This is a genomic window from Cupriavidus sp. DL-D2 (assembly GCF_039710735.1).
Taxonomy (GTDB): Bacteria; Pseudomonadota; Gammaproteobacteria; order Burkholderiales; family Burkholderiaceae; genus Cupriavidus.
This window is the reverse complement of the sequence record NZ_JBDKXK010000040.1, coordinates 28479-48421: the sequence shown is the minus strand read 5'-3', so window position 1 is coordinate 48421 and position 19943 is coordinate 28479. Positions and strand designations below refer to the sequence as shown.

The following is a 19943-nucleotide window of genomic DNA, read 5'->3' as shown; positions in this document are numbered from 1 at the left end:
AACAGGTGTTACCTATGTGTCCGGGCTATACATGCGGGAGAGGGGCGGGGGAGAGGGCCAGCAGTGGAAATTGCGAGGTGGTCGGCAAGCAGACGCTCCGGCCCTCTCCCCCAACCCCTCTCCCACTTCGTGGGAGAGGGGAGCATACCGGCAGCAGCATTCGCACCGACCCTCGGTTTTCTCCCCTCTCCCGCTTGCGGGAGAGGGGCGGGGGAGAGGGCCAGCAGTGGAAATTGCGAGGTGGTCGGCAAGCAGACGCTCCGGCCCACTCCCCCAACCCCTCTCCCACTTCGTGGGAGAGGGGAGCATACCGGCAGCAGCATTCGCACCGACCCTCGGTTTTCTCCCCTCTCCCGCTTGCGGGAGAGGGGCGGGGGAGAGGGGAGCCAGAACAGTGCGGGAGAACCGCAAACTCAGCCAGCCCTCACCTTCGTCAACAACTTCGTAGTCGACCGGTCATGCAGGAATGGGATGGCATACGCCTCGCCGCCCCAACTCCGCACCAGCCGCGTTTCCTCCAGCGTGTCGATATCGTAATCGCCGCCCTTCACGTAGATATCCGGGCGTACCAGCCGGATCAACTCCACCGGCGTCTGCTCGCGGAACATTGCCACGAGGTCCACGGCGGCCAGTGCGGCCAGTAGTGCCATGCGGTCGGCCTCGTTGTTGAGCGGACGGTCGTCGCCCTTGCCGAGCATCTTCACCGACGCGTCGCTGTTCACGCCCAGCACCAGGCTGGCGCCCATTTCGCGCGCTTGTGCCAGGTAGGTGGCGTGGCCGCGATGGAGGATGTCGAACACGCCGTTGGTGAAGACCAGCGGGCGGGGCAGCGCGGCCACGGCGGCTTGCAGGGCGGCGATGTCGTCGGCGGGAACGAGCTTGGATTCGTAGGCGGGTGCGTTCATGGGAGAGAGCGAGTCGGAAAAGTCGGCGCGCCAATGAAAAACCCCATCGTATCCGATGGGGTCTTGTCACGCGGCGGAGAAGCGTCAACTCAGGCTTGGGCGGCCTGCAGGTTGGCGTTCAGTTCCTTGCGGTAGCGGTTCAGGTCCTGGACGGAATCGAACGTGCGCTCGAACAGCAGCGACATGTTGTGCAGGATCCGTTCGATGACCTTCTTCTCCCAGACCTCGTCGAAGCGGATCTGTTCGTCGAGCCAGTGCTCGAGCCAGTCCGGGTCCGGCAGGCGCGACTGCACCGTGTCGTTCGGGAACAGGGCCTTGTTCACGTGCAGGTTGGTCGGGTGCAGCGGCTTCTCGGTGCGGCGAGCCGAAGCCATCAGGACACCGATCTTGGCGAACGCGGCACGGGCGGTATCGCCGAACTGGGCCAGGTACTTCTTCATGTAGCGCAGGTAGGCGCCGCCATGGCGGGCTTCATCCTGCGACAGCGTGCGGTAGATATGCTTGATCACCGGTTCCGAGTGCCATTCGGCAGCGCGGCGGTACCAGTGGTTCAGGCGGATCTCGCCGCAGAAATGCAGCATCAGCGTTTCCAGCGGCGGGGCCGGATCGAACTCGAAGCGCACGGCGTGCAGTTCTTCCTCGGTCGGGACCAGGTCCGGACGGAAGCGGCGCAGATATTCCATCAGCACCAGCGAATGCTTCTGTTCCTCGAAGAACCAGATGCTCATGAACGCCGAAAAATCGGAATCGTCGCGGTTGTCGCGCAGGAACATTTCCGTGGCGGGCAGGGCCGACCATTCGGTGATTGCGTTCATGCGGATGGTCTTCGCCTGGTCGTCGGTGAGCAGGCTCGCGTCGAAGGAATCCCACGGGATGTCCTTGTCCATGTGCCAGCGGACCGCTTCCAACGATTTGAAGAGTTCGGGGTAGAGCATGCCTAAGCCTTTGAAATCACTGGCGGATTCTACCAGACAGGAATCATTCTCGAATGTTTTCTCTAGTGTCTTTCAGCAAACGCTGATGGATTTTTATCGGTGCGCCTGACAGGGCGCCCGAAAGTGGTGCGACTACGACACTTCCCGCGAGGGGGGAGGCCGGGCGTTGGCCACGCCCGGCATGCATCACTTGGCCTCGTCGGGGGCCGTTTTTTGGGCGGCTGCCTTTTTGGGCGCCTTGGCTGCAGGCTTCTTTGCAGCAGGCTTTTTCGCGGTGGCTTTCCGTGCAGTGGGTTTTGGCGCGGCTGTCGAGGGCGCCTGACTGGCCGGCTCGGCGCCGTCAGCCCCCGCGGCCATGCCGCCAAATCCTGGCATCCCGGGCATTCCGGGCATCCCCGACATGCCCCCGCCGAACGGCGCGGCGCTGGCCGCCGCCGCGCTGCTGGCGATCTGTGCGAACTGGCGCTGCAGCAGGTCCCACCACAGCGCGGCATTGGGCGGCAGTTGCGCGTTGCCGCTGTCGGACGCAGCGGCGGAAGCGGCGGCGTCCCCGGTTTCGGCGGCAGACTCGGGCGGCGAGTCGGCTTCTTCCTCGTCAGGGACGTCGTTCTCGGCATCGGCCTGTGCCTCGGACACCGTGCGCGGCGTCTCGAACGGGTTGGCGTGATGGGCTGGATGCGCGCTCGGGGCGTTGGCCGCGCGGGCCACGTTCTCCATCGCGCTCTGCATCTTCTCGGGAGACAGGGCGTTGCCGAAAGTCTGCAGCGCTACGAGCGTGGCGCGCTGGACTTCGAGGCCCTGGATCGTGGTACGCAGCAGGTTGGTGTTGAGCTGGAGCCAGCTTTCCACGGCCTTGAGGTCGTGGATGCGCTTGTCGACTTCGTCGAGGTCCATCGGCGGAGTCATTGCGCTCAGGCCAGGCATCAGGCCGCTGGGCATGCCGCTGCCGCTGGACCACATCCTGCGCAGCAGGTCGAAGCTATTCGAGAAATCGGGGATCTGTCCGAACATGGTGCGGCACTCCATCTGTCGGGGCCGTCCGACTAGGGAGGGGACGGCCGGTTACCGGAACTGGGGCGGCCGCTTCTCGCGCAGGCTCGCCATGCCTTCGTGTACGTCGGGGCCAGCGAAGCCCATGAATTCAAGCGCCAGCGAGGTATCGAACGCGGGACCGGCCATGCGCAGCCAGTTGTTGAGCGCGTACTTGGTCCAGCGGATGGCGGATTGCGAACCCGCCGCGAGCCGGTTGGCCACCTCGAATGCCTTGGCAACCAGTTCGTCCTCTTCCACTGCCAGCGATACCAGGCCAATCCGCTCGGCTTCCTCGCCGCTGACCGACTCGCACAGCATCAGATAGTACTTGGCCTTGGCCATTCCGCACAGCAGCGGCCACACGATGGCCGCATGATCGCCCGCTGCCACGCCCAGCCGCGTGTGTCCATCGACGATGCGCGCGGTCTTCGACGCAATCGAGATATCGGCCAGCAGCCCGGCCACGAGACCCGCGCCCACGGCCGGGCCGTGCATGGCGGAGACGATGGGCTTGTCGCAGTTGATGACGTTGTAGACGAGGTCGCGCGCCTCGTGCCAGACCCGGGTGCGGGTCTCGAAATCATTGGCCATGTCTTCCACCAGGGCCAGGTCGCCGCCCGCCGAGAAGCCCTTGCCTTCGCCCCGGATGATGGTGACGCGGATATCGGGATCGGCGGAGATGTCGCGCCAGATCTCGGCCAGTTCGCGGTGCATGTTGGCATCCGCCGTGGCCAGCTTGCGGTTGGACGACTGCGCCGCGCCCATGATGACTTCGAGCACCGGGCCGTGGCGGCGCAGCGTGAGCGCCTGATAACGCGACAGGCGGGGGGACAGTGTCTGGTCTTCGGAGGTCATAGTCGGCGGGCTCTCTGTCTTTTGTGTCGGAGACGGCCCGGCCGGGCAAAAAAATTCCCCGACCAAGCGGTCGGGGAATTATAGGCGGATCGGTACGGGGTGGGGCAAGCCGGGTTTGCACCCGGTCCCGATGCGATGGCTGCGCTTACCGGGCCACCACTTCCTGGTCGATGGCGCCGAAGATCGACTTGCCATCGGTGTCGAGCATCTCGATGCGCACGGAATCGCCAAACTTCATGAACTCCGTCTCCGGCTTGCCATTCTCGATGGTCTCGATGGTCCGTTTCTCGGCGATGCAGGCGTAGCCCTTCTTGCGGTCCACGTTCGAGATCGTGCCCGAGCCGACAATGCTGCCCGCGCGCACGTTGCGCGTCTTGCAGATATGGGCGATCAACTGGCCGAAGTCGAACACCATGTCGGTGCCGCAGTCGGGCGTGCCCACCTTCTTGCTGTTCCAGTGGACCGTCATCGGGCGATGGACCTTGCGGTCCTGCCACGCATCGCCCAGTTCGTCGGGCGTGACGGCCACGGGTGAGAAGGCCGTGGCCGGCTTGCTCTGGAAGAAGCCGAAGCCCTTGCCCAGTTCGGCGGGAATCAGGTTGCGCAGCGATACATCGTTGGCCAGCATGACAAGGCGGATGGCCTCGCCAGCCTGTTCGGGCGTGGCGCCCATGCGCACGTCGCCGGTGATGACGGCCACCTCGGCTTCGAAGTCGATGCCGAACGCTTCATTGGCGCAGACGATGTCGTCGTGCGGGCCGATGAAGTCGTCCGAGCCGCCCTGGTACATCAGCGGATCGGTCCAGAATTCGGGCGGCATCTCGGCGCCCCGTGCCTTGCGCACCAGTTCCACATGGTTCACGTAGGCCGAGCCGTCGGCCCATTGATAGGCGCGCGGCAGCGGCGCCATGCAGTGCTTGGGCTCGAACGGGAACGGATGGCGCGCGCGGCCTGCGTTCAGTGCATCGTAGAGATCCTGCAGTTGCGGCGCGTAGAACTGCCAGTCGTCGAGCGCGGTTTGCATCTTGCCGGCGATATCGGTGGCGTAGTGCGCGGTCTTCAGGTCGCGCGAGACAACGACGAGCTGGCCGTCGCGCGAACCGTCCTTCAATGTGGCGAGTTTCATGCGGAATCGAACGTTTGCGAACGTTGGGCGAAATGGATGGGCGGTAGTCTACCGGACCGGGGTCGTGAATCCGCGACGGGCCGGCTTGTATAGAATGGCCGGCAGCACTTTTCCAATTTCTCCAATTTCCCTTTAGCGAGCACGCATGACGGTTGTGGACGACCACGACACCCCCGGCGACACCTCATCCAGCGACGACGACAAGCGTGCTGGCATCCAGTCGATCGAAGTCGGCTTCCGGCTGCTGCAGGCACTGGCGGCCTCGCCGCGCGCGATGATGCTGCGCGACCTGGCCGCCGCCGCCGACATGAGTCCGGCCAAGGCGCATCGATACCTGGTCAGCTTCCAGCGGCTGGGGGCCGTGACGCAGGATGCCGTCAGCCAGCGCTATGACCTCGGACCCTTCGCGCTGCAACTCGGGCTGGCGGGTCTGAACCGGCTCGATCCGGTGCGCCGCGCGCGGCCGGTGCTGTCGCAACTGCGCGACGAGATCGACCAGACCGCCGGCATCGCCGTGTGGGGCAATCATGGTCCCACCATCGTGCATTGGGAGGAATCGAGCCATCCAGTCAGCGTGAGTCTGCGGCTGGGCGATGTGATGCCGATGCTGAATTCGGCCACGGGGCGGTTGTATGGCGCGTATCTGTCACGGCGTCAGACACTGCCCCTGATCGAGCGCGAACTCTCGACGCGCAGCGATGCCGCACTGCCTGACATGCCCGCATCGCTCGCCGCATACGACGCCATCTGCGCCGATGTCCGCCAGCGGGGCGCGGCGCGCACGCGGGGCGGCGTGCTGCCGGGCATCAATGCCATCTCCACGCCGGTCTTCGATGCCAATGGCCATTTGTCGATGGCGCTCATCGTGCTCGGCGCGCAGAGCGTATTCGATGCAGAATGGGGCGGTGCGGTGGATCGGCGTGTGCGCGACATCGCGCGGCAGATCTCTTCGGAGCTCGGTTACCTTGGCGACAGCCAACCGGCCGGACAGGACGGCCAACCCTCGTAAGCATTCTTCGCGTTCGCCCCGCTATCGGCGTATCCGTCGCTGGCTGGTGGTGCTCGTACTGGTGGCGATCGCGCATGCGCTGGTGCTGCTCGGCCTGAACCACATACCGTTGACCACGCTGCCGCCGCTGCCGGATACGCCTGCGCTTGAGGCGATCCTGATTCCCCCTCCGGCACCGCCTGCGCCGCCACGGCCCCGGCCACCGCCCAAAGTGCGTCCGGCACCGGCTGCTCAAACGCCCGTTCCTGAAACCGAATCCACCCCAGAACCGGCAGCGCCTGCGCTTGCTACCTCGACGAGCGGTGATACCACCGCCAATGCCGGAGCCGGCGGCACGGGCGATGCCGCCAATGCCAACGCGGGTGCCAAGGCCAGCGCGCCTACGGAAGCGCCCGCCGTGGCTGGGCCGAACTATGCGCCGCCACCTTCGGTGACCATGCGTTACGCGAGTTTCGTCAATGGCGTGCAAAACCCCGACGGCACCATCCGATGGGAGCAGGATGGCCGGCACTACCGGCTGGCGGTGGAAACGCGCATGCTGTGGTTCCGCTTCGCGTTTGAAAGCAGCGGTGACATGACCGCACGCGGCCTGCAGCCCACGCGATACCAGGAGGCCCGCCGCAACAAGCAGGCGGTGGCCCGCTTCGATCACGCCGCAAGTACGGTGGTGTTTGAAACGCGTGGCGGCCAGGTGCCGATGCCGACCAACTTCCAGGACCGGTTCAGCGTGTTCCTGCAACTGGTGGGATGGGCGCGCGGCGACCCGCAGCGCTATGCCACACCGGGTGTCACGGAGACGTTCAATGTGGCGGACACCACGGAAGTGGAGCCGATGCAGGTTCAGTACGTGGGTGAGGAGAATATCGATATCGGCACGGGCATGGTGCGCACGCGCCACTTCATGCGGCTGCCACGCCACCCGGGAGATCGCCGTCGCGTGGAAATCTGGCTGGCGCCGTCATTGGACTGGATGCCAGCGCGGTTGCGTCAGACGGAACCCGATGGCACACAAATTGATCTCGTCTATCGTAGTAGTGAGGGGCGGTGATAGTGAGCGCCGTGACAACGCTGGACAACACAGGAATTGCCATATGTCTGACACAGGGTCGCAGCGCATCCAGGCGGGAGATGTCGGACTTAAGGTTCGGGTCGACGGCCGCGAGGGCCCGTGGGTCGTACTGGCCCACGCGCTGGCTGCGAACCTGACACTGTGGGACGACACTGCCCGCCATCTGGCCTCGCGCTATCGCGTGTTGCGCATCGACATGCGGGGTCATGGCGGCAGCGATGCCCCCGTGGGCGCCTACACGATGACCCGTCTGGCGGATGATGTCATTGCAGTGATGGATGCGCTCGATATCGGCCAGGCGCATTTCTGTGGGGTATCGGTAGGCGGGATGGTGGGGCAGACGTTGGGTGTTCGCCACGCCGAGCGGCTGTTATCGCTCACCCTGGTGGACACGATCGACCATACTCCCATGACAGCGCATCCGATGTGGGCCAACCGGATTGGCCAGGCAGAGGCGCATGGCATGAAGGGTTTGCAGGAAGGCACGCTCGAACGCTGGATGACGCAGCCCTATCGCGACGGTCATCCCGAGGCAGTCGAACGGATTGCGCAGATGATTCGCGCCACGCCGGTGCAAGGGTTTGTGGGGGTGGCGCAGGCCATCCTGGCATTCGATCTGGCCGAGGCCATCCGGCGGATTCGTTGCCCGACGCTGGTGGTTGTGGGCGACAAGGATGAGGGTGCGCCGGTGTCGATGGCCCAATCCATTGCCGAAAAAATTCCTGGTGCGAAGCTGGAGGTGCTTCCCGACGCTGCGCACCTGTCGTTTATCGAACAGCCGGAACGGTTCCATGCCGTGTTCGACGTGTTCCTCGGCCACGCTGCATGTGGCGGACAGTGTGATATTCCGTAACGCAACCGTGTAGTTCGCAACACAGTAGTGCCCGGTGCTCAAGAAACTTGCTTCACGCGCCGATGCCCAATGTAAGAGGGCAGCAAAAGGGCAACAAGCAACAAGCAACAACCAGGGACAAGCAGCTGCACGAGGCGCGTCCGACTTGAATTACGGACGGCTACCCTCAGCTTGGAGAGGAAATCGCGTCGGTTCCGGCCAGGAACAGGGCGCCAACCATACGCCAGGAGGTAGTGCGATGCAAATGATCTACAACAGCGACAACTATTGCATTGTCGAGTTTGGCGCAGATGTCGAGCATGCGACCCTTGCCTCGGGCGGCTACGAAATCGTCGACAAGAACCTGAAACGCGAAATTTTTCTCGGCGGCCATATGGCCGAGACCTTCCGCGCCGATGTGACGCGTCTGATCGAGAGCGAGCCATCGGTCGAGGAAGTGGACGAATTCCTCGGCAAGTTCGACATTGTCATGAACAACCCCCTTGTCATGCATTGAGTCACCGACTGGCAACGCACGATCCGGACACGATAACGCCCGCATCAGCGGGCGTTTTCTTTTGGTTCGGGCAAGGCGTTCAGTATTGTTCCCACGGCAGGCCGTCATGGCGCCAGCCGTTGACGGTATTACGATGCCGGTGCGGATCGAGGTCCCCTTCGAAGCCGTGCAACACGTTATAGACCGTGGTGAATCCGGCGCCTTCCAGCGCCCGCGCCGCCGCTGCCGAGCGGTTGCCGCTGCGGCAGATCAGGATCACCGGACGCGCCGAGGCATGGCCGGCCAGTTTTTTTACCGCCTGCACAAAGTGCGGATTGACCTCCCAGTCGGGGCCATCATTCCAGGGGACGTTATGCGCACCTTGCGGATGGCCGACGAACAGGTACTCCATCTCGCTGCGACAGTCGATGAACAGCCCATCGGGCTCGGCATCGAGCAGCGTGCGGGCATCGCTGGGGGTCAGGTGTTGCATGGCGTTGACGGGAATACCGGGGTTCGTGGCGTAAGCGTCTCTCAGTGTAGGCGTGCAGGCCGGACCTGACAACCGGCGAAAAAGCCTTGGAAAGCCCCTTTCCTGCCGGCCGCAATACCTTGATCTACCTGATAAAATCGCGATCTTGCCCAAATTTTGCGCCGGCGGTCCGTCATACCGTGGACCGATGGTGACATTCCAGTGAAGCCCCAGATGAGCGCCGTCCAACCTGCCCCCCGCCCCTATACCCGGGCCGCCAGCCTTCCCAAGCTGCTCCGTGAACGGATCCTGATCCTCGACGGCGCCATGGGCACGATGATCCAGCGCTACAAGCTTGGCGAAGCCGAGTATCGCGGCACGCGTTTCCTGGACCACCCCATCGACGTCAAGGGCAACAACGAACTGCTGCTGCTGACGCGTCCCGAGGTCATCAGCGAAATCCACGAGCAATACCTGGCTGCCGGTGCCGACCTGATCGAGACCAACACGTTCGGGGCTACGCGCGTGGCGCAGGAAGACTACAAAATGGCGGACCTGGCGTACGAGATGAACGTCGAGGCCGCCCGCCTCGCGCGCATCGCCTGCGACAAGTACAGCACGCCCGAGAAGCCGCGCTTCGTGGCCGGCGCGTTCGGCCCGACGCCCAAGACGGCCAGCATCAGCCCGGACGTCAACGATCCCGGCGCGCGCAATGTCTCGTTCGAGGAACTGCGCCACTCGTACTACGAGCAAGGCAAGGCCCTGCTCGAAGGCGGCGCCGATGTGTTCCTGGTCGAGACGATCTTCGACACGCTCAACGCCAAGGCTGCACTGTTTGCCATCGACCAACTGTTCGAGGACACCGGCGAGCGCGTACCCGTGATGATCTCGGGCACTGTGACCGATGCCTCTGGCCGCATCCTGTCCGGCCAGACCGTGGAAGCGTTCTGGAACAGCCTGCGCCATGCGCGTCCGGTCACCTTCGGCCTGAACTGCGCGCTGGGTGCCACGCTGATGCGCCCGTACGTGGCCGAGCTGGCCAAGATCTGCGACGCCGCCGTGTCGTGCTATCCGAACGCGGGCCTGCCGAATCCGATGAGCGATACCGGCTTCGACGAAACCCCGGAGGTCACCTCGGCACTGGTGGAGGAATTCGCGGCCTCGGGTCTCGTGAATCTGGTCGGCGGCTGCTGCGGCACCACGCCGGACCACATCGCGGCCATCGCCAAGCGGGTCGCCAACAAGGCGCCGCGTGTATGGGCCAACTATTCCGAAAACGTCGTCGAAGACACCGCCGCCTGACGCATCGCACGCACCGAGCATAGAGAAAAGAATCATGAGCCAGCAACACCTGCCCCCGCGTCCGATGCGCCTGTCCGGCCTGGAGCCGTTCACGATCGATGACGACACGCTGTTCGTCAACGTTGGCGAGCGCACCAACGTCACCGGTTCCAAGGCATTCGCGCGGATGATTTTGAACGGCCAGTTCGACGAGGCGCTGGCCGTGGCGCGCCAGCAGGTCGAGAATGGCGCGCAGATCATCGACATCAACATGGACGAGGCAATGCTCGATTCGAAGGCGGCGATGGTGCGCTTCCTGAATCTGATTGCGTCGGAGCCGGACATCGCGCGCGTGCCGATCATGATCGACTCGTCGAAGTGGGACGTGATCGAAGCGGGCCTGCAGTGCGTGCAGGGCAAGGCTGTGGTGAACTCGATCTCGCTCAAGGAGGGCGAGGAGCAGTTCCGCCACCACGCCACGATGATTCGCCGCTATGGTGCGGCCAGTGTGGTGATGGCCTTCGACGAGAAGGGGCAGGCCGACACGTTCGCGCGCAAGACCGAGATCTGCAAGCGCAGCTATGACTTTCTCGTAAACGAAGTGGGCTTCCCGCCCGAAGACATCATCTTCGATCCGAACATCTTCGCGGTGGCGACCGGTATCGAGGAGCACAACAACTACGCGGTGGACTTCATCGAGGCCACGCGCTGGATCAAGCAGAACCTGCCGTATGCCAAGGTGAGCGGCGGCGTGTCGAACGTGTCGTTCTCGTTCCGCGGCAACGACATGGTGCGCGAGGCGATCCACACCGTGTTCCTGTATCACGCCATTGCGGCGGGCATGGACATGGGCATCGTCAACGCCGGCCAGCTCGGCGTGTATGACCAGCTCGATCCGGAGCTGCGCGAGCGCGTGGAAGACGTCGTGCTGAATCGTCGCGATGACGCCACCGATCGTCTGCTGGAGATTGCCGACAAGTTCAAGGGCGGCGGCCAGAAGAAGGAAGAGAACCTGGCCTGGCGCGGCACGCCGGAGCAGCCGGTGCCGGTGTCGCAGCGTCTGACGCACGCACTGGTGCATGGCATCACCACGTTCATCGTCGAGGACACCGAGGAAGTGCGCCGGGAAGTGGCGGCGCGCGGCGGTCGTCCGATCGAGGTGATCGAAGGCCCGCTGATGGACGGCATGAACGTGGTGGGCGACCTGTTCGGCGCGGGCAAGATGTTCCTGCCGCAGGTGGTCAAGAGCGCGCGCGTGATGAAGCAGGCCGTGGCGCATCTGTTGCCGTACATCGAAGAAGAGAAGCGTCTGCTGGCCGAGGCTGGTGGCGATGTGCGCGCACGCGGCAAGATCGTGATTGCGACGGTGAAGGGCGACGTGCACGACATCGGCAAGAACATCGTGTCGGTGGTGCTCCAGTGCAACAACTATGAAGTGGTCAACATGGGCGTGATGGTCCCGTGCAACGAGATCCTGGCGCGTGCCAAGGTCGAGGGCGCGGACATCGTGGGCCTGTCGGGGCTGATCACGCCGTCGCTGGAAGAAATGGCGTACGTGGCGTCCGAGATGCAGCGCGACGACTACTTCCGCATCAAGAAGATTCCGCTGCTGATTGGTGGCGCCACCACGTCGCGCGTGCACACCGCCGTCAAGATCGCACCGAACTACGATGGCCCGGTGGTGTACGTGCCCGATGCCTCGCGCTCGGTCAGCGTGGCGTCGAGCCTGCTCTCCGATGAAGGCGCCGCGAAGTACCTGGACGAGTTGAAGTCCGATTACGACCGCATCCGCACGCAGCACGCCAACAAGAAGGCCACGCCGATGGTGACGCTGGCCGAGGCGCGTGCGAACAAGACGCCGATCGACTGGAGCACCTATGTGCCGCCGAAGCCGAAGTTCATCGGCCGCCGCGTGTTCCGCAACTACGATCTGTCCGAACTCGCCAAGTACATCGACTGGGGCCCGTTCTTCCAGACCTGGGATCTGGCTGGCAAATTCCCCGACATCCTCAACGACGAGATCGTTGGCGAATCGGCGCGCCGCGTCTTCTCCGATGGCAAGAGCATGTTGGCCCGGTTGATCCAGGGCCGCTGGCTGTCGGCCAATGGTGTGATCGCGCTGCTGCCGGCGAATACCGTCAACGACGACGATATCGAGATCTACACGGACGAGTCGCGCACGCAGGTCGCCATGACGTGGCACAACCTGCGCCAGCAGAGCGAGCGTCCCGTGGTGGATGGTGTGAAGCGTCCGAACCGCTGCCTGGCGGATTTCGTTGCGCCGAAGTCGAGCGGCGTGGCCGACTACATCGGCGTGTTCGCGGTGACGGCCGGTATCGGCGTGGACAAGAAGGAAGCGCAGTTCGAAGCCGATCACGACGACTACAGCGCGATCATGCTCAAGTCGCTGGCCGACCGTCTGGCCGAGGCGTTTGCCGAATGCCTGCACGAGCGCGTGCGCAAGGACTTGTGGGGTTACGACGCGGCGGAGTCGCTGAGCAACGAGCAGTTGATCGACGAAACGTATCGCGGCATCCGTCCGGCGCCGGGCTATCCGGCCTGCCCGGAACACACGGTCAAGGCGCCGATGTTCGAGTATCTCGATGCAGCGGATATCGGCATGGGCATTACCGAAGGGCTGGCAATGACGCCGGCGGCATCGGTCAGCGGTTTCTACCTGTCGCATCCGGACTCGACGTACTTCAGCGTGGGCAAGATCGGGCAGGACCAGCTCGACGATATGGTGGCCCGCCGTGGCGAGGATCGCCTGACGCTGGAGCGTGCGCTGGCGCCGAACCTGTAAGCGGCGAAGTCGCAGCTGTAAGCAGTTGCAATGCATTGCGAGAGCCGGGACGCCGCATATCAGCGGCCTCCCGGCTTTTTGTTGCGTGGTCGCCGCGCGGGTAACGTTGATGCGTAAGGGATTCCCGATGCGGACGTTATCTGGCGATGCCGGCGCGATGATCGTCGTTCATGTCCGCAATGTCTTCACCACTGCTTACAGGGCATTACAAGTGCTCACAGACCGGCATGGTCGTGCTCCCTAGACTGGAACCCAGTTCACGTGACACCGCGTGAATGCCGCAGCGAATGTTTCGCTTGCGGTGCATACCAGTCAAGGAGTCTCATCCATGAAGAAGCTGCTGATCTCGCTGTCTGCCCTGTCGATTGCTGCTGCCTCGTCGCTGGCGATGGCGCAAGGGACTGGCGTCACCGCCGGTACGCAAGCCGGTGGCGGCATAACGGCCACTACGCCGGCTTCTCCGTCGGGCAGCCTGGGCGCTGGCGCGAACGCCGGTGTCAATGCTGGCGGTGCGGCAACCGGTGCCGTAACGCCGGCCAGCCCGAGCGCAGCCGATGCGGCGTCGCATGCCGACAAGGGTGGCAAGGCGGACAAGGCTCACAAGGCTGACAAGACGACGAAGACCAAGGGCAGCCACGCCAGCAAGTCGAAGTCGAAGAAGGACGGCGCCGAAAGCAGCGCGCTGGGTGCTTCGGCCGGTGCCGATGGCGGCACCAAGATCCAGTAATCCTCTGTTCCATTGACAACCGGCAGACGGCGGGACCCTCCAGACCGCCATCTGCCGGGGTCGGGAATAATGAAGAGAAGACGGGCGCCGTGATGGCGCCCGTTGTCGTTTTGTGCGCCGCAGTGCAGCATTTCCCCAGCGCGGATCTCCCCGCCCATGTCAGCCTGACACCGACATCTTCCGCGCGGCGCCAGCACTACAATGCAGGAAACCGGCCCGGTTCGTGCTTCGGCAGGCTGGCCGTACCCCTCACCGTGGAGACACCCGATGATTCGCGTCTTGATCGCCGACGATCATGAGATCGTGCGCGCCGGTCTGCGCCAGTTCATTTCAGAGGAGCCCGACATCAAGGTGACGGGCGAAGCCGCGAGCGGCGATGAAGTGATGGCGCAGTTGCGGGATAGCGAGTTCGACGTGCTCGTACTCGATATCTCCATGCCGGATCGCAACGGCATTGATGTACTCAAGCTGATCCGCCAGCGCCTGCCTAACCTGCCGGTGCTGATCCTGTCCACCTATCCGGAAGACCAGTACGCGATCAACCTGATCCGTGCGGGCGCGTCGGGCTATCTGACGAAAGAATCCGCGCCGGACGATCTCGTCAAGGCCATCCGCACCGTGGCGCAGGGCCGCCGTTATGTCAGCCCCGTCGTGGCAGACCTGCTGATCGGCGGACTCGACAAGCCAACCGAACAACCCGTGCACCAGACGCTGTCCGAGCGCGAGTTTCAGATCTTCTGCAAACTCTCGCGCGGCCAGTCTGTCTCGGTGATCGCCGACGAACTGTTCCTGAGCGTGAAGACGGTGAGCACCTACCGCTCGCGCATCCTGGAGAAAATGGGTATGAAGACCAACGCCGACCTGACCTACTACGCCATCAAGAACGGCCTGGTCGAATAGGTATCCACCGCAGCTCACGTCGGACTTCTATCGCATAACCACCTCCAGCCCCGTTCCAACAGCCATGCCGGAGCAAGCCACGGCCTCTTCCCCTCGCTCGCTGCGAGTCCTCCTGATCGAGGACTCGGAGGTGTTGCGGGGCATGCTGCTGGAATATCTCACCGCCTTTCCGTTTGTGAAGGAGGTGGACTGGGCCGATACGGAGAGCATGGCCGTGGGACTGGCCGCGCGCGGCAACTACGACGTGGTGATCGTCGATCTGCAACTGCGTCAGGGCAACGGCATCAATGTCCTGCGCGAAATGCAGAAAGCCAGCATGTCCGGCATCCGCATCGTCTACACGAACCACGCGCAGGTATCCATGTACCGGCGCCAGTGCGCCGATGCCGGTGCGGATTATTTCTTCGACAAATCGCTGGAGCTGGAGCAGGTGTTCCGGGTGATCGAGGAATATGCGATGTCGGCGGGGTAGCTCACATCTCCCACTGTCTTGCGCCCCTCTCCCGCAAGCGGGAGAGGGGAGCAAATACAAGAACCTCTCCCTCTCCGCATCAATCCCTCAAACCTCCGCCGCCTCCTCAGGCGGCGCCAGCACCGCGGTCGTCAACGGCACCTCTGCCCGAATCGTCACGCCCTGTTCCGGCGAGGAATCCACATGCATCGTGCCCCCCAGTGCCAGCACGCGCTGCTCCATGCCGAGCAGACCGTGATGGCCGGCGGTGGTGGTGACGTCGAAGTCAGGCGGCAGGCCGTGGCCATCGTCGCGGATGGTCAGCGTGATCTGCTGGTCGGTGCAGGCCAGGATTACGGACACATGCGTGGCTTCCGCGTACTTGCTGGCGTTGTTGAGCGATTCCTGGACGATGCGGTACATCGCGATAGCGGCGTTGTCGCGCAACTGGGGCAGCGACTCGGGCAGCACCAGTTCGGTCTCCCACTGATTCCGGGCGCCAACGTCTTCCACCAACTGGACGATGGCTTCGCGCAGCCCAAGGTTCAGCAACACCGTGGGCCGCAAATCCTCGATCAGACGCCGCTTGATCTGGATGGCCTGGTCGGCATGCTGCATCACGCGTGTGATCTTGTCGCGCGCTTCGGGGTGGGTGGCCTGCACGCGCATCTTGACCCAGTGCAGGTCGAGCTTGATGGCTGTGAGGATCGCGCCAAGTTCGTCGTGCAACTCGCGCGCCAGCCGTGTCTTCTCGTCTTCGGTTACGCGTTGCAAGTGAGCGGCCAGTGCAGAGAGTTGCCGCGTGCGTGCGCGCACCTTGCGGTCGAGCCGTGCACTTTCTTCTTCGAGTTGCGTGCGGGCCGCCTCGGCCATCGTCATGCGGCGCTGGTGTCCCAGCCCCACCGTGACGAGCAGCAGGATGTTGATGGCGGTCAGCAGGCCGATGCCGTAACGCGACAACTGCAGGTCATGCTCGGCAGCTTCCAGGTTGTGCGTGACCGTGCCGGACTCGCGCACCTGCAGTTGTTCCAGTCCGCGCCGCGCGCTTTCCATGGTCTGCTTGCCGAAGTCGGTGCGGATCATGTCGAGCGCCACGTCCACGTCGCGCTTGCCGTAGACCAGCGTCAGCGCCATCTCGTTGAGCTTGCGCGTCACGAACTGCGAAGTCTCGCCAAACAGCCGCAGCCCCTCGGGGTCATCGGCGTAATGCTGGCGGATGCGCGCCATCAGGTCGGTGATGTGCGGCAGTGCCTTGTAGTACGGATCGAGATAGCTCTCCTTGCCGGTCAGCAGGTAGCCGCGCTGCCCGGCCTCTGCATTGACGAGTTCGGCGGCCAGTGCGCCAAGATCACTTTGCAACTGCTGCGAGCGGATGGCCTCCGTATAGCCCTGGCGCAGCCGCAGGTTGCCGGTTTCCGATGCGATCAGCACCGCCAGGGTCAGCACGATGCCCCCGGCCAGCAACAGGGAATTACGGAGAAGGAGGGAATGCTTGGCCATCGGGAGAGTACCGGTTGAGGCGCCGCCCATCGAAAAGCAGGGCACACGGGCGGCCATGGAATCACATCGTTTCAGCGGGGTCAATCGTACCGGTGCGCGCCCGGCGCCGCATCCGGCGCGGCGCGCGGCGCGATGTAGGACTCGGCTGACATCTGAATCGGTCAGGTTTCGGTGTGCGGTCAAAGGGCCGGCCCCTAGCATGAGGCTATGAGCTTGCGCACCGTGGCGCAAGCCGGGCAAACCGGCATACCGGGGCGCCCGCTAACCTCGGGAGACCGGCCATGCTGTATTACGCACTCGTCTTTTTCATTGTCGCCCTGGTGGCGGCGATCTTCGGCTTCGGTGGCATTGCAGCCGGCGCAGTGGAGATTGCCAAGATCCTGTTCTTCATCTTCCTGGTGGTGGCCCTGGTGACGTTTGTAATGGGCCTGGTGCGCCGACGGTAAGCGCGACAGGTCTCGGCTAAGCCCGCCGGGTCTCTCGACGGGCGCCATGCTGAAAGATCCCGAACCGGAAAACAGGAGTCCATACATGCTCACGCAAAATCCGAAGGTCCGTAAGGAAATCAACCATCTGCACGACAGCGCCGATGCGGCTGTTCGCCAGATCAAGCATTCCGCCCGCGATAGCCGCGACGCCATGACGCCCGCATCGGATGAAGTCAAGGCGCTGATCGCCCAGCTCCAGCAAACCATCGACGTGCTGGCGCACGAGGGGTCGGCCGAGGGGCTTGCCGCTGGCCGCCGCCTGCGCATGCGCGCCAACGAGATGGCCGAGCGTATGCGCGAACGTAGTCTCGACGGCATGCACTGGGCGCGAGACCAGGCCAGCGTGGCCGTGGATCACGGCCGCCAGCGCGTGGCCGAATCGCCGATGAAGGCCATCGGTATTGCCGCCCTGGTGGGCGCGTGTATCGGATTGATGTTGGCGGGCCGCCGTTCGGACGAATAGCGTCTGGAGCAATCCGACGGCCACGTCATGCGTATTCGAAGGAAGTCTTGCTTCCTTCAATCTTGCAGCAACCCCCTTTCCGGATAAATCCCTGATCCGGGATGCCCGGGCACCTCACGGTGTCCGGGTTTTTTTTCGTGCGCAGGGGAAGGCGATGGACAAATCTTTCAGAAGCCTTTCTGCGGATGCAGCAAGGCTGGCGGCGCGTGGCCGCCCGTGAAACGGTTATGCAGCAGGGAGCAACGAATGCGAAGGCGGCTCAGACGCCCCACAACACGTCGGTGCCTTCCTTCTGCGAGAGGCGCAGCATGTCCAGGAATGGGTAGGCCCGCTGGCCAAGATGCAGCGGTTCCTCTTCCTTGTCATCCTGTTCGCCGGGGTGAACGGTGGTATCGGCCGGGTGGGTCCGCTTCGCGTCCAGGACGGCGGCTTCGAGCTTGCGGATGGCCGCCGGCATCTCCTCGGACGTGATCACCCCGCGCTCGCCCAGGTGCTTGCCGATGATGCCAAGCAGCGTGACGGCAAGGTCCTTCATCATGATCAGGTCCTGCGCCGCGTGGGATTTGAAGGTGATCAGCATGATGTTTCCTTTCACGAGTGGGGGGTCGCGCGCCCCAGGCGCCCGACCAGTCGCATGATGTCAGCATAGCACCTGATAAAATTCCGCGTTTCCCGATTTGCAATGTCGGTTGGGCGGCGCGGCCTTCACTTGGCCGTGGCCCGCAACCGGCAGCTTCCGCCTTCGAGGCCAAGATATCCATGCTGCCTGTTCAGACCTCACAACTCGCCGCCGCGTTCACTGACGCCGTGCGTGCGCTGGCCCCGGCCGACGTCAACCTGCCCGCGGTCACGTTCGAGCGCCCCAAGGCAGCCGCCCACGGCGACCTGGCGTGCAATATCGCCATGCAGGTGGCCAAGGCGCTGAAGACCAACCCGCGCGAACTGGCGCAGAAGGTGGTGGACGCGGTCAACGCCGATCCGCGTGCCTCGGTGCTGGTGGCCGCGCTGGAAATCGCCGGTCCCGGCTTCATCAACCTGCGCCTGACCCCGGCCGCCCGCGCCGAGGTGCTGCGCGCCGTGCTGGCCGAAGGCGACCGCTACGGTGCCCGGGCCGCCGGCGAGCATGGCCAGGTGCTGGTGGAGTTCGTCTCGGCCAACCCGACCGGCCCGCTGCACGTTGGCCACGGCCGACAGGCCGCGCTGGGCGACGCGCTGGCCAACCTGCTGGACTGGCAGGGCTGGAAGGTCCATCGCGAGTTCTACTACAACGACGCCGGCGTGCAGATCCAGACGCTGGCCATCTCCGTCCAGGCACGGGCGCGCGGCATGAAGCCGGGTGACGCAGGCTGGCCCGAGTCTGCCTACAACGGCGACTACATCGCCGAGATCGCTGCCGACTTCCTGGCTGGCAAGACCGTGGCGGCCTCCGATGGCGAGCCGGTCACGGCATCGGGCAACATCGAGGATATCGAGTCGATCCGCAAGTTCGCGGTCACCTATCTGCGCAACGAGCAGGACATCGACCTGCAGGCGTTCGGCGTGAAGTTCGACCGCTATTACCTGGAGTCGTCGCTGTACAGCGATGGCCGCGTGGAATCGGCCGTGCAGTCGCTGGTGGCCAAGGGCAAGACGTACGAGAACGAAGGCGCGCTGTGGCTGCGCACCACGGACGATGGCGACGACAAGGATCGCGTCATGAAGAAGACGGACCGCACGTACACGTACTTCGTGCCCGACGTGGCGTACCACACCACCAAGTGGGAGCGCGGCTTCGCCAAGGTCATCAACGTGCAGGGCAGCGACCACCACGGCACCATTGCCCGTGTGCGCGCCGGCCTGCAGGGCCTGGACATCGGCATTCCGCAGGGCTACCCCGACTACGTGCTGCACAAGATGGTCACCGTGATGAAGGACGGCGAGGAGGTCAAGATCTCCAAGCGCGCCGGTTCCTACGTGACCGTGCGAGACCTGATCGAATGGAGCAACGGCGGCAGCGAGACGATTCGCGGCTGCCTGGAAGGCGCCGTGGCCGACTGGCCTGCGCACTTCACGCGGGGCCGCGATGCGGTGCGCTTCTTCCTGCTGTCGCGCAAGGCCGATACCGAATTCGTGTTCGACGTGGACCTGGCGCTCAAGCAGAACGACGAGAACCCGGTGTATTACGTGCAGTACGCCCACGCGCGCATTTGCTCGATCTTCGAGGCATGGGGCGGTGCCGACTGGCAGGCGCGCCTGCCCGAGCTGGCCAGCGTGGACCTGGCGGCCGTGACCGCTGCCGATGTCAGCCCGCAGGCCATTGCGCTGGGCCGTCGTCTGGCGGAGTTCCCCGACATGCTGGCCGCCGCCGCTGGCGAACTGGCGCCGCATGCCGTGGCGTTCTACCTGCGCGATCTGGCTGGGGATTTCCACGCGTTCTACAACGCGGACCGCGTGCTCGTGGACGACGAGACGGTCAAGCGGGCCCGCCTGGCGCTGCTGGCCGCAACGCGTCAGGTGCTCAGGAACGGTCTGGCCGTGATCGGTGTGTCCGCGCCGCAACGGATGGATCGGGAACAGGCAGCCTGAACCCGGTGCAGGTGGCTCTATAATCCCCGGCATC

General features: G+C 64.2%; 20 protein-coding genes. 12 read left to right on the top strand and 8 right to left on the bottom strand.

The window, feature by feature from the left end; all coding sequences use genetic code 11:
* Positions 1–413 precede the first annotated feature (413 nt).
* The 5 genes from rfaE2 to ABDB81_RS20485 all read right to left on the bottom strand — a co-directional run bounded on the left by rfaE2 (position 414) and on the right by ABDB81_RS20485 (position 4853).
* On the bottom strand, positions 414–905 hold the full coding sequence (rfaE2, locus tag ABDB81_RS20505) for a D-glycero-beta-D-manno-heptose 1-phosphate adenylyltransferase (protein WP_346813271.1): 492 nt from the start codon (positions 903–905) through the stop codon (positions 414–416).
* Positions 906–994: 89 nt separating this feature from the next.
* The gene (locus ABDB81_RS20500; protein ID WP_137923624.1) at positions 995–1840 is read right to left on the bottom strand and encodes a ferritin-like domain-containing protein; all 846 of its coding nucleotides are present in this window, start codon (positions 1838–1840) and stop codon (positions 995–997) included.
* Between the two features lie 186 nt (positions 1841–2026).
* On the bottom strand, positions 2027–2851 hold the full coding sequence (locus tag ABDB81_RS20495; protein ID WP_346813267.1) for a PhaM family polyhydroxyalkanoate granule multifunctional regulatory protein: 825 nt from the start codon (positions 2849–2851) through the stop codon (positions 2027–2029).
* 51 nt (positions 2852–2902) lie between these two features.
* On the bottom strand, positions 2903–3727 hold the full coding sequence (locus ABDB81_RS20490) for an enoyl-CoA hydratase/isomerase family protein (RefSeq protein ID WP_346813264.1): 825 nt from the start codon (positions 3725–3727) through the stop codon (positions 2903–2905).
* A 145-nt stretch (positions 3728–3872) separates the two neighbouring features.
* Entirely contained in the window at positions 3873–4853 is a 981-nt protein-coding gene (locus tag ABDB81_RS20485) for a fumarylacetoacetate hydrolase family protein (RefSeq protein ID WP_346813261.1), read from the bottom strand.
* 145 nt (positions 4854–4998) lie between these two features.
* Between ABDB81_RS20485 and ABDB81_RS20480 the strand changes: the two genes are divergently transcribed.
* From ABDB81_RS20480 to ABDB81_RS20465, 4 genes are all read left to right on the top strand, one after another.
* Complete coding sequence (locus ABDB81_RS20480; RefSeq protein ID WP_346813260.1) at positions 4999–5862, top strand: IclR family transcriptional regulator; 864 nt, start codon at positions 4999–5001, stop codon at positions 5860–5862.
* A complete protein-coding gene (locus ABDB81_RS20475) occupies positions 5819–6910 on the top strand; it encodes a DUF3108 domain-containing protein (protein ID WP_346813258.1) in 1092 nt (363 codons plus the stop codon). Before ABDB81_RS20480 ends, ABDB81_RS20475 begins: the two co-directional genes overlap by 44 nt.
* Before the next feature lie 43 nt (positions 6911–6953).
* Entirely contained in the window at positions 6954–7784 is an 831-nt protein-coding gene (locus ABDB81_RS20470; RefSeq protein ID WP_346813256.1) for an alpha/beta fold hydrolase, read from the top strand.
* A 238-nt stretch (positions 7785–8022) separates the two neighbouring features.
* Positions 8023–8280 carry a DUF3567 domain-containing protein gene (locus ABDB81_RS20465; protein WP_137923618.1) on the top strand — a complete coding sequence of 86 codons (258 nt, stop codon included), beginning with the start codon at positions 8023–8025 and terminating at the stop codon, positions 8278–8280.
* A 79-nt stretch (positions 8281–8359) separates the two neighbouring features.
* On the opposite strand, the gene ABDB81_RS20460 is transcribed toward ABDB81_RS20465, so the two are convergent.
* On the bottom strand, positions 8360–8752 hold the full coding sequence (locus ABDB81_RS20460) for a rhodanese-like domain-containing protein (RefSeq protein WP_137923617.1): 393 nt from the start codon (positions 8750–8752) through the stop codon (positions 8360–8362).
* A 213-nt stretch (positions 8753–8965) separates the two neighbouring features.
* Here ABDB81_RS20460 and ABDB81_RS20455 point away from each other — a divergent pair, with 213 nt between their 5' ends.
* From ABDB81_RS20455 to ABDB81_RS20435, 5 genes are all read left to right on the top strand, one after another.
* Entirely contained in the window at positions 8966–10033 is a 1068-nt protein-coding gene (locus ABDB81_RS20455; RefSeq protein WP_346813253.1) for a homocysteine S-methyltransferase family protein, read from the top strand.
* A gap of 34 nt (positions 10034–10067) precedes the next feature.
* A complete protein-coding gene (gene metH, locus ABDB81_RS20450; RefSeq protein ID WP_346813250.1) occupies positions 10068–12815 on the top strand; it encodes a methionine synthase in 2748 nt (915 codons plus the stop codon).
* 328 nt (positions 12816–13143) lie between these two features.
* Complete coding sequence (locus tag ABDB81_RS20445) at positions 13144–13542, top strand: hypothetical protein (protein ID WP_346813247.1); 399 nt, start codon at positions 13144–13146, stop codon at positions 13540–13542.
* Between the two features lie 267 nt (positions 13543–13809).
* Positions 13810–14442 (top strand): response regulator transcription factor, encoded by a 633-nt coding sequence (locus ABDB81_RS20440; protein ID WP_137923613.1) that lies wholly within the window; start codon positions 13810–13812, stop codon positions 14440–14442.
* Between the two features lie 64 nt (positions 14443–14506).
* Positions 14507–14914 carry a response regulator gene (locus ABDB81_RS20435; RefSeq protein WP_137923612.1) on the top strand — a complete coding sequence of 136 codons (408 nt, stop codon included), beginning with the start codon at positions 14507–14509 and terminating at the stop codon, positions 14912–14914.
* Between the two features lie 87 nt (positions 14915–15001).
* Here the strand turns inward: ABDB81_RS20435 and ABDB81_RS20430 are convergent, their stop codons facing one another.
* Positions 15002–16393, bottom strand: coding sequence for a CHASE3 domain-containing protein (locus tag ABDB81_RS20430; protein WP_160471170.1), 1392 nt, complete (start codon positions 16391–16393; stop codon positions 15002–15004).
* A gap of 281 nt (positions 16394–16674) precedes the next feature.
* Between ABDB81_RS20430 and ABDB81_RS20425 the strand changes: the two genes are divergently transcribed.
* Positions 16675–16839 (top strand): DUF1328 domain-containing protein, encoded by a 165-nt coding sequence (locus tag ABDB81_RS20425; protein ID WP_084003954.1) that lies wholly within the window; start codon positions 16675–16677, stop codon positions 16837–16839.
* A gap of 85 nt (positions 16840–16924) precedes the next feature.
* Positions 16925–17344 (top strand): DUF883 family protein, encoded by a 420-nt coding sequence (locus tag ABDB81_RS20420; protein ID WP_137923610.1) that lies wholly within the window; start codon positions 16925–16927, stop codon positions 17342–17344.
* A 259-nt stretch (positions 17345–17603) separates the two neighbouring features.
* Here ABDB81_RS20420 and ABDB81_RS20415 read toward each other — a convergent pair whose 3' ends face one another.
* Positions 17604–17924, bottom strand: a complete 321-nt coding sequence (locus ABDB81_RS20415; protein ID WP_137923609.1) for a DUF1840 domain-containing protein — start codon at positions 17922–17924, stop codon at positions 17604–17606.
* Positions 17925–18103: 179 nt separating this feature from the next.
* On the opposite strand from ABDB81_RS20415, the gene argS reads away from it, so the two are divergent.
* The gene (argS, locus tag ABDB81_RS20410; RefSeq protein WP_346813237.1) at positions 18104–19909 is read left to right on the top strand and encodes an arginine--tRNA ligase; all 1806 of its coding nucleotides are present in this window, start codon (positions 18104–18106) and stop codon (positions 19907–19909) included.
* Positions 19910–19943 lie beyond the last annotated feature (34 nt).

Excerpts from the sequence above, each read along its gene's own strand:
- rfaE2 (WP_346813271.1), bottom strand. The coding sequence starts at position 905 with ATGAACGCACCCGCCTACGAATCCAAGCTCGTTCCCGCCGACGACATC.
- ABDB81_RS20500 (WP_137923624.1), bottom strand. The coding sequence starts at position 1,840 with ATGCTCTACCCCGAACTCTTCAAATCGTTGGAAGCGGTCCGCTGGCAC.
- ABDB81_RS20495 (WP_346813267.1), bottom strand. The coding sequence starts at position 2,851 with ATGTTCGGACAGATCCCCGATTTCTCGAATAGCTTCGACCTGCTGCGC.
- ABDB81_RS20490 (WP_346813264.1), bottom strand. The coding sequence starts at position 3,727 with ATGACCTCCGAAGACCAGACACTGTCCCCCCGCCTGTCGCGTTATCAG.
- ABDB81_RS20485 (WP_346813261.1), bottom strand. The coding sequence starts at position 4,853 with ATGAAACTCGCCACATTGAAGGACGGTTCGCGCGACGGCCAGCTCGTC.
- ABDB81_RS20480 (WP_346813260.1), top strand. The coding sequence starts at position 4,999 with ATGACGGTTGTGGACGACCACGACACCCCCGGCGACACCTCATCCAGC.
- ABDB81_RS20470 (WP_346813256.1), top strand. The coding sequence starts at position 6,954 with ATGTCTGACACAGGGTCGCAGCGCATCCAGGCGGGAGATGTCGGACTT.
- ABDB81_RS20465 (WP_137923618.1), top strand. The coding sequence starts at position 8,023 with ATGCAAATGATCTACAACAGCGACAACTATTGCATTGTCGAGTTTGGC.
- ABDB81_RS20460 (WP_137923617.1), bottom strand. The coding sequence starts at position 8,752 with ATGCAACACCTGACCCCCAGCGATGCCCGCACGCTGCTCGATGCCGAG.
- ABDB81_RS20455 (WP_346813253.1), top strand. The coding sequence starts at position 8,966 with ATGAGCGCCGTCCAACCTGCCCCCCGCCCCTATACCCGGGCCGCCAGC.
- metH (WP_346813250.1), top strand. The coding sequence starts at position 10,068 with ATGAGCCAGCAACACCTGCCCCCGCGTCCGATGCGCCTGTCCGGCCTG.
- ABDB81_RS20445 (WP_346813247.1), top strand. The coding sequence starts at position 13,144 with ATGAAGAAGCTGCTGATCTCGCTGTCTGCCCTGTCGATTGCTGCTGCC.
- ABDB81_RS20440 (WP_137923613.1), top strand. The coding sequence starts at position 13,810 with ATGATTCGCGTCTTGATCGCCGACGATCATGAGATCGTGCGCGCCGGT.
- ABDB81_RS20435 (WP_137923612.1), top strand. The coding sequence starts at position 14,507 with ATGCCGGAGCAAGCCACGGCCTCTTCCCCTCGCTCGCTGCGAGTCCTC.
- ABDB81_RS20430 (WP_160471170.1), bottom strand. The coding sequence starts at position 16,393 with ATGGCCAAGCATTCCCTCCTTCTCCGTAATTCCCTGTTGCTGGCCGGG.
- ABDB81_RS20425 (WP_084003954.1), top strand. The coding sequence starts at position 16,675 with ATGCTGTATTACGCACTCGTCTTTTTCATTGTCGCCCTGGTGGCGGCG.
- ABDB81_RS20420 (WP_137923610.1), top strand. The coding sequence starts at position 16,925 with ATGCTCACGCAAAATCCGAAGGTCCGTAAGGAAATCAACCATCTGCAC.
- ABDB81_RS20415 (WP_137923609.1), bottom strand. The coding sequence starts at position 17,924 with ATGCTGATCACCTTCAAATCCCACGCGGCGCAGGACCTGATCATGATG.
- argS (WP_346813237.1), top strand. The coding sequence starts at position 18,104 with ATGCTGCCTGTTCAGACCTCACAACTCGCCGCCGCGTTCACTGACGCC.